We start from the raw sequence: 7,473 nt of genomic DNA, 5'->3' as shown, positions 1-7,473 counted from the left end.
ATTTGCAAAACCTGCAAGAGACTGTAAAACAGGCCAAAGTTTGTCACGATGAAAATAAAGTTGATAACTGTAATTCAAACCCATAGCCCATCACCTCCTCATTTCTGAAGGTCTCACTCATCGTAACGCCACGCGCAAGCGACAGAACGTTTCTAATCAGCGGCTGTGAGCCACGCTCCGCTTATTATGGATCAATCTTGGCAGCCCGCTGCACTAGAGTTGTTGTGCTGCAATTGCTGAACAGGATTCATGCCGCACTCCTATACTCTAACTGCGGCTCATTCCCACCATCCCTAACAATTACATCAATACAATCATTATCAGTAACGATGAAATAGTGGATTAGTTGATCTTCAATCAACATCCCACAAGCTTCATCCACTAATTCTTGCACCATGTCTGATTGAGAAACAGAATAGATGCTCTCTTCCATTGGTAAAGGTAGATGTTGAAGCTGTCTTAATCTGTATCCTTCATCGATAACGCGGTATGCGTCAGTAATCCCAAACTTTACTGTCACAATCTGGTCAGTATCATGAAAAATTAAGTCAATCTTTAAGCCTTCGTAATCATCAGTCAGAGACCACATATCAGAGCGACCTCTGGGTAAAATGCCTATTTTCCAAGGCTTATACGTCTGATTCTTAGTCCGATCCATTTAGAAATTCACTATTAATTCTGCGAATCTTGACCAGGATTCAACAAGCTTTACAACTTATAGCGAAGACAAATAACTTAACTCAGCTTGCCATCGCCAAAAGATTTTGCGGCACAACTATGTATTAAATGTCAGATCTGCGAGATAAGTCCCTGACTGTAGGGTGTTATCCCTCATTTTTGATGTCTAACTCCCTGACGACAGGGTATTATCCGTCAATTATGCTCGATAAGCCCTCTGGATGGGTGCTTATCGCGGTGCATCAGGTGGAACCGGAGGCGCAGCCTCCCCAGAGGGGATGACGTGGATGGTCATTTTGACGAAAACCTTGCTGATTGAGTAAGGGGCTGTAGAAGAGCCAGCTGATGAAGCTCGGGATTCTGTTCCCTGTGGATGGATGATGTAGCTCCACTGGGAACAGAAACAGCACCCTGCGCCTTTACTAAGGCGATCGCATTACGCCCTAAGCTAGAGAGACTTGCCTCGTTGTCGGGTGGGCTTTGCCGATGCTATCCAGAGATACATCACCCAGCGATATTTTGATTCTCTCCAACGGGCCGGGGGAAATTTCGACCTGGGTGCGCCCGGTGGTGCAGGCGTTGCGAGAGCAAGTTCCCGCGCAAACCCGCATTTCGGTGGTGCTGTCGCCCTGTGCCAATGCCTCCGGTCGTGAGACCGACATGGCCCGTGCCCTGCCGGGGGTCGATCGCGTCCAGGCTCCCCAGCACTTTTTCTCTTTCTTGCTGGCGGGCAAAACCGCTGAAAACTGGGACTGGCACCCCCAGGGCGTGGTGCTTTTCCTCGGTGGCGACCAGGTTTATCCAGTGCTGATCGGCAAGCGCCTGGGCTACCGCACCGTGATCTACGCCGAGTGGGATGCTCGCTGGCACCGCTGGGTCGATCGCTTTGGCTGCATGACCCCCAACATTGTCGAAGCAGCGCCAGCGCAGTTTCGTGCCAAGTGCGAGGTGATTGGCGACCTGATGGCCGATGTGCAAATCAATGGCGCTGACCAGCAGACGGTGCGCGATCGCCTCCACCTTCACCCCGACCACGACCTAATTGGCATTATGCCAGGGTCGAAGAAAAACAAGCTCAGCGTGGGTCTGCCCTTTTGCCTGGGGGCCGCCGAGGCCATTCACCAGCGGCGGCCCCAAACCCAGTTTGTGATTCCGGTAGCGCCGATGCTGTCGCTAGAGGCCCTGGCCCAGTTTGCCGATGCTGCCCAAAACCCCGACATTCGCCTGTTTGAGGGGGCCGCTACGGCGGAGCTGGTCGGGGCCGATACGCCCCTGCCTCGGCTGCGTACCCCCAGCGGACTGGAGGTGCTGCTGTGGCAGGCTCACCCCGCCTACGATGTCATGGCCCAGATGCAGTTTTGCATTACCACCGTGGGGGCCAACACCGCTGAGTTGGGGTCGCTGGGAGTGCCCATGGTGGTGCTGCTGCCCACCCAAAAACTAGAGGTGATGAAAGCCTGGGATGGCATTCCGGGGCTGCTGGCCAACCTGCCCCTGGTGGGAGACAGCCTTGCCAAGGTGATCAATACCCTGATGCTGCGGCAAATTTTTAAAGAAGGGCGGCTGTTTGCCTGGCCCAATATTTGGGCTAAACGCGAGGTGGTGCCGGAGCTAATCGGGCGGCTCACCCCCCAGAGCGTGGCGGCAACAGTGGTGGGCTATCTAGAGGAACCCGCTGCTCTAGCCACTATTCGCCAAGATCTGCGATCGGTGCGGGGCAAATCGGGCGCTTCGGCGAAACTGGCGGCGATCGTGGTAGAAGAGCTAAGGTTTTGAGACCCACAACAGAGTGATAAGGCCATGGCTAAAGTACAGGCGGCGAAGTCTATTCTCTGGGGGCCGGTGTGGGGCCTAGCCCTGATGCAGGGGGCGATCGCTCTGCTGTGGGTGGTCTACAACCTCTACCTGGTGCAGTTGCTCACCCAGCTGGGCTTTCCGGCGGGGCTGGCGGTGGGTCTGCTGGTGGTTGAGAACTTGCTGGCTATGGCGATCGAGCCGCTGTTTGGCACGTTTTCTGACCAGATGCAGCACCAGATTGGCACTCGCCTACCCATCATCAGCCTCGGGGTGATCGCGGCGGCGGGTTTATTTTTTGTGATTCCTACGGCGCTGGTGTGGGGGCAGGGGGCGCTGCGCTGGGGGCTACCGCTGCTGATGGTGGCCTGGGCCATGGCCATGGCGGTGTTTCGCAGCCCGGCGCTGTCGCTGCTGGGGCGCTATGCCTGGGGCACTGGGCTCCCCCAGGCGGCGAGCATTCTCACCCTGGTGGGTGGGCTGGCGGGGGCGATGGGGCCGCTGGCGGGGCCGTTTATTCTCAGTTTGGGGCCGTTTGTGGCGTTTGGCCTGGGGTCTGGGGTGCTGCTGTTGGCGACCCTGGCTCTGCGGTGGGCCAAGCCCCAGGGTCTAGCGGCAGGATTGCCCAACTCCCTCGCTGACTCGCAGGCAACACCGCTGCCCTGGGCCGGGCTAGGTCTGGTGTTTGGCGCTGGGGTGGGGGTGAGTCTGGGCTTTCGGCTGGTGATGATGGCGCTGCCCATGGCCCTGGCCCAGCAGGTGCCCGAGGCCAATACGCCGCTGGTGCTGGGCACTCTGTTTATCGCCCTGGCGGTGACGGCGATACCCTCGGGGCGGGTAGCCGCGCACCTGGGCAACCGTCGGGCCATGGTGCTGGGGCTGAGCGCCATGGCGGGGCTGGCGGTTTTAGTCGGCGCGATCTCTAGCACAGCGGTGGGAATGGGGCTGGCAGCCCTGTTTGGCGCTGCTCTCAGTCTGGTGTCTAACGGCACGCTGCCTTTTGCCTTGACGATGGTGCCCCCGGATCGGGCTGGGCTGGGTACGGGCACCTACTTCAGCGGCGGCGCTTTGGCGGCTAGTTTGGGGGGCGGGGTGTTTAGCAATAGCGGGCTAGCGCCGACGATTATTACCGCGATCGCGGCCCTGGCGTTTTTGCTGGCGGGTCTCTGCGTGGGTGCCAGCGGACGCCTCAGTCGCATTGCGTAGAGGCAGCCCTGCCCTTACGCCACTACCGCGGGCTGGCGGGTCACCTCTAGATAGACATGCTCTAGCTTGACCGGGTGCCTCGCGATCGAGTCGAGGGGGATGCCCTCAAAGCGATCGAGCAGATCTTTGAGTTCGAGCTTGTCGGGTACCCAAAAGGCTAGGTCGCCATCGTAGATGCGGTGGGGGTAGCCGAGGCGCTGGGCGCGGGCGATCGCCCCTGCCACATCCGGCGTTTCCACCGTGACTACCTCCTGGGCGGGAATGCGCGATCGCAGCTCTGCCAGGGTGCCCTCAGCCAACAGTTCGCCCTGGCGCAAAATGCCAATGCGCTGGCACAGCCGCTCCACCTCATCCAGCAGGTGGGAGGTGAGCAGCACCGTCACCCCCATCGATTTAAACTGGCGAATCAGCTGCCACAGCTCCTGGCGGGCTTCGATATCGAGGCCGGTGGTGGGCTCGTCGAGAATGACCAGCTTGGGTCGGTGCAGCATGGCCGCCGCCATGCTCAGCCGCCGCTGCATGCCGCCGCTGAGGCGCTCCACAGGGATATGTTTCTTATCTAGCAAGTTCACCGAGTCTAGGCACACATCTACCCGCCGCTTGCAGTCTTGGCGCGACAGACCGTAGAGACGACCAAAAAAGAAGAGATTGTCGCTGCATGTCAGGCTGCCGTAGAGCAGATTGCTCTGGGGCATCACCCCGACCCAGGCTTTGGTGGCCTCTCCGGCGGGGCGATCGCCAATGGTCACCGTACCGCTGTCGGCCTTGAGCAGCCCGCAGATAATGTTGATGGTCGTGGTTTTGCCCGCTCCGTTGGGGCCAAGCAACCCGTAAATTTCCCCCGGCTGGAGGTGCAGACTGAGGTTGTGCAGGACTGACTTAGAACCGTAGCGTTTAGAGAGATTTTCGAGCTTTAACATGCGGGGGCACAACTTTGGGGCCGAAGGTGGTTGCTTCCCCTGCCGTTAGCTATGCTCAAGACAGGAGGCAGGGAAACGCCCCTGTATCTTATCAGTGAGGACTCTATGGCTGGCGATTCTGTAGCGGCTGGCGACTCTATGACGGGCGATCGCGACCTGGTCTTGGCTGCAAACAAGGCTTTCTACCGCTCCTTTGAGAAAAAAGATCTCGAAGCCATAGAGGCAGTCTGGTCGAAGGGCATGGGCTGTCTCTGCATTCACCCTGGCCGCGACGCCCTGAAAGGCTGGCCCGCCATCCGCGACGCCTGGGAGAGCATCTTTCAAAACACCAGCTACCTAGAGATTGACATCGATATTCTCACTGTGGAGGTCAGTGGCGACCTGGCCTACGTTGTACTGGTTGAGAATGTGTTGCAAATTAGCGGCGGCGACCGGCGGCTAGAGGCGCGATCGATGGCCACCAACGGGTTTGAGCGCATAGCAGGGCAGTGGTATATGATTCATCACCACGGCAGCCCGGTGGTCGATTGACCTCTCAGATTAACTTTTGCCGCAACTTTAAGCCCGGTTAATGTAGAGCCGATATTCTACACATAACCATTTATGGCTGGAGGAGACAGGTGATGAGCAGCTTTAGCTCTGATTTGATGAATCGAGATTACGAGGTCAAAATCGGCGATTACTTTAGCCGTGGCTGGGAAATTTTTAAGACCAAGGCTCCGCTCTTTGTTTTATTTACGCTGCTGCTGGTGGTGATTCAGGGGGTGATCTCTGTGCTGCCTTTTCCCCTGGGGGCTGGGGGCGGCGAAGATTCTCCGGGCGGCGGCATTCTCAGCTTTGTTTACAGCATTGTCACCCCGGTGTTGAGCGCTGGCTACTATTTTGTGGCCTTTCAAGTAGCCCGAGGCCGCTCTGCCGAGTTCAATGATTTCTTTCAGGGCTTCAACAAGTTTTTGCCTATTTTTCTGACTGCACTGGTCTCAGGTATCTTGACATTCATCGGTCTGGTGTTTTTGATTTTGCCGGGCATTTATCTCATTGTGGCCTACCTATTTGCGCAGCCGCTGGTGATCGATAAGAGTGCCGACTTCTGGCAAGCCATGGAAACCAGCCGCCAACTGATCACCAAAAAATGGTTCTCCTTTTTTGTACTGCTGGTGGCCATCTTCTTCCTCAATGTGGGGGGAGCGCTGCTGCTAGGCATTGGTCTACTGGTGACCATTCCCATGTCGGTGTGCATTGTGGCAGCGGCCTACGAAGACATTGTTGGCCTCAACTCCGTTGCTGAGATCTAAGTTGCGCTTGGGTGCTCTCTGATACCTGTGTTCTACAGGGCAGTCTTTCTGGCGGCGGCTTTGCCCTGAGGTCGCTGCCAGAAAGCAGACTCTTCCTTGCAGCCCATTTCTTTTGCACCCTTTTCTTTTGTGATATATGTGAAAATTGTGTCCTGATTGACGCATTTGTTAATGTTTAGACTTAAATAGGGAGAGGCTGCCTGTCTCTTTGTTGTTGCGTCTGGATGTTGAGTTAAACCATCATGAGAGATCTCTGGAAGGCTCAGCTGCCCAAGCTGAAGCCCGTGCGACTCAAGTCGGTTAAGCTCAAGCCGCTCAGGTTAGAAGGGCTACAGTCGTCTTGGCGGCAGGGCATGGGCAACCCCCGACTCAAAGTATTTGGTGGTCTGGCTTTTGGCGGGTTGCTGCTGGTGCAGATCGCCGCGGCGGGTGCCAAGGGCAACTCAGAGCCACGCCCCCTCAGCCCTGTGCTGTGGCAATCGACGGGCATGGTGCGGCAGTCGATTGTCGACTTATACCGGGCGCGGCGATTGATGGCCCAGGTGCCGGCAGAGCCTGAGGCGACACTTGGGGCAGCAGTGACCGACGGTGAACCGGCGATCGCCCCTCGTACATCTCCCGTTCAAGCTGCCAGCGCCCCTAGCGCTGCTTCGGCGACCAATGCCGCCGTGAGTAATCGGTCAGTCCCTCAGCCGACGACCCCGCCTGCCTCCAGGCCCGCTGCCAGTGTTGCCTTTGACCCCGGCAAAACCATTGACACAAACTTAGAAATGCGGGTGGCGATCGCCAAAAATGCCTCAAATCTAGAGGTCGCTACCTCCGTTGACGGCTACCTGATGGATCTCAACGGTCAGAACTACTGCAACCTGCCCGCCCAAAAAAGCACCGTCGTGCGACCCCAGGGGTCAGGCATGGCGGCGGGCGGCTGTGGCCTCGGTAACGCCGTCTGGTTAGAACCTGGCGAAGGCGGCTATGTCTACGTGGGCGACAGCTGGTACAAAGGACGGGTACTGCTGCTCACCGATGGCTCGGGGCTGATGGCGGTCAACTTTGTGCTCATGCACGACTACCTGAGCAGCGTGGTGGGCAGCGAAATGTATGTCAACTGGCCCCTAGAGGCGCTCAAGGCCCAGGCCGTCGCCGCCCGATCTTACGCCTTGGTGCACCATGTGCGCCACGCCAAGCGCGCCTACGACCTCGACAACACCCAGCGCTACCAGGCCTACCTGGGCATTGGCAAAGAGACCAACACCACCCAGGCCGCCGTGGCTGGTACCACAGGCGAGTTTATCAGCCACAACGGTGGCATTGTAGAGTCGCTCTATGCGGCCACCGAGGCGATCGTGCAGGCGGCCCACGGCGGCTTTGGTATGAGCCAAACTGGGGCCATGGAGCTGGCCGCTAAGGGCTACGACTACACTCAAATTTTGGGCAACTACTACCCCGGCACCAGCCTGTCTCGCCTGGTCGTGGAGTAAGCCTAGGGAGAGAGCTGCTGTCGACGGTCTGGCAATCTGCCAGACCGCCCAGCGATACCCATTGTCCAGGCTGCCACGGCAGCATCCCGAAGGATGAAAATT

General features: G+C 57.8%; 7 protein-coding genes. 5 read left to right on the top strand and 2 right to left on the bottom strand.

Going from position 1 to position 7,473, the window contains the following annotated elements; translation table 11 throughout:
* Window positions 1–247: 247 nt before the first annotated feature.
* A complete protein-coding gene (locus AC0QKW_RS10455) occupies window positions 248–658 on the bottom strand; it encodes a hypothetical protein (protein WP_473151009.1) in 411 nt (136 codons plus the stop codon).
* 506 nt (window positions 659–1,164) lie between these two features.
* On the opposite strand from AC0QKW_RS10455, the gene AC0QKW_RS10450 reads away from it, so the two are divergent.
* Window positions 1,165–2,454: a glycosyltransferase family protein gene (locus AC0QKW_RS10450; RefSeq protein WP_473151008.1), complete on the top strand. Its 1,290-nt coding sequence runs from the start codon at window positions 1,165–1,167 to the stop codon at window positions 2,452–2,454.
* A gap of 24 nt (window positions 2,455–2,478) precedes the next feature.
* Window positions 2,479–3,678 (top strand): MFS transporter, encoded by a 1,200-nt coding sequence (locus AC0QKW_RS10445; RefSeq protein ID WP_473151007.1) that lies wholly within the window; start codon window positions 2,479–2,481, stop codon window positions 3,676–3,678.
* Window positions 3,679–3,692: 14 nt separating this feature from the next.
* On the opposite strand, the gene AC0QKW_RS10440 is transcribed toward AC0QKW_RS10445, so the two are convergent.
* Window positions 3,693–4,598, bottom strand: coding sequence for an ABC transporter ATP-binding protein (locus AC0QKW_RS10440; RefSeq protein ID WP_473151006.1), 906 nt, complete (start codon window positions 4,596–4,598; stop codon window positions 3,693–3,695).
* Between the two features lie 105 nt (window positions 4,599–4,703).
* On the opposite strand from AC0QKW_RS10440, the gene AC0QKW_RS10435 reads away from it, so the two are divergent.
* The 3 genes from AC0QKW_RS10435 (at window position 4,704) to AC0QKW_RS10425 (ending at window position 7,371) form a co-directional block, all read left to right on the top strand.
* Window positions 4,704–5,129, top strand: coding sequence for a nuclear transport factor 2 family protein (locus AC0QKW_RS10435; RefSeq protein WP_473151005.1), 426 nt, complete (start codon window positions 4,704–4,706; stop codon window positions 5,127–5,129).
* 92 nt (window positions 5,130–5,221) lie between these two features.
* Window positions 5,222–5,893: a hypothetical protein gene (locus AC0QKW_RS10430; RefSeq protein ID WP_473151004.1), complete on the top strand. Its 672-nt coding sequence runs from the start codon at window positions 5,222–5,224 to the stop codon at window positions 5,891–5,893.
* Between the two features lie 242 nt (window positions 5,894–6,135).
* Window positions 6,136–7,371, top strand: coding sequence for a SpoIID/LytB domain-containing protein (locus AC0QKW_RS10425; protein ID WP_473151003.1), 1,236 nt, complete (start codon window positions 6,136–6,138; stop codon window positions 7,369–7,371).
* Window positions 7,372–7,473: the final 102 nt, after the last annotated feature.

This window comes from Pseudanabaena sp. PCC 9330, assembly GCF_055795045.1.
Note: the sequence above shows the minus strand (reverse complement) of the source record. Positions and strands in the feature narration are given on the sequence as shown.

What these genes read in the sequence shown, in the direction of transcription:
- AC0QKW_RS10455 (WP_473151009.1), bottom strand. Translation starts at nt 658, where the DNA reads ATGGATCGGACTAAGAATCAGACGTATAAGCCTTGGAAAATAGGCATT.
- AC0QKW_RS10450 (WP_473151008.1), top strand. Translation starts at nt 1,165, where the DNA reads ATGCTATCCAGAGATACATCACCCAGCGATATTTTGATTCTCTCCAAC.
- AC0QKW_RS10445 (WP_473151007.1), top strand. Translation starts at nt 2,479, where the DNA reads ATGGCTAAAGTACAGGCGGCGAAGTCTATTCTCTGGGGGCCGGTGTGG.
- AC0QKW_RS10440 (WP_473151006.1), bottom strand. Translation starts at nt 4,598, where the DNA reads ATGTTAAAGCTCGAAAATCTCTCTAAACGCTACGGTTCTAAGTCAGTC.
- AC0QKW_RS10435 (WP_473151005.1), top strand. Translation starts at nt 4,704, where the DNA reads ATGGCTGGCGATTCTGTAGCGGCTGGCGACTCTATGACGGGCGATCGC.
- AC0QKW_RS10430 (WP_473151004.1), top strand. Translation starts at nt 5,222, where the DNA reads ATGAGCAGCTTTAGCTCTGATTTGATGAATCGAGATTACGAGGTCAAA.
- AC0QKW_RS10425 (WP_473151003.1), top strand. Translation starts at nt 6,136, where the DNA reads ATGAGAGATCTCTGGAAGGCTCAGCTGCCCAAGCTGAAGCCCGTGCGA.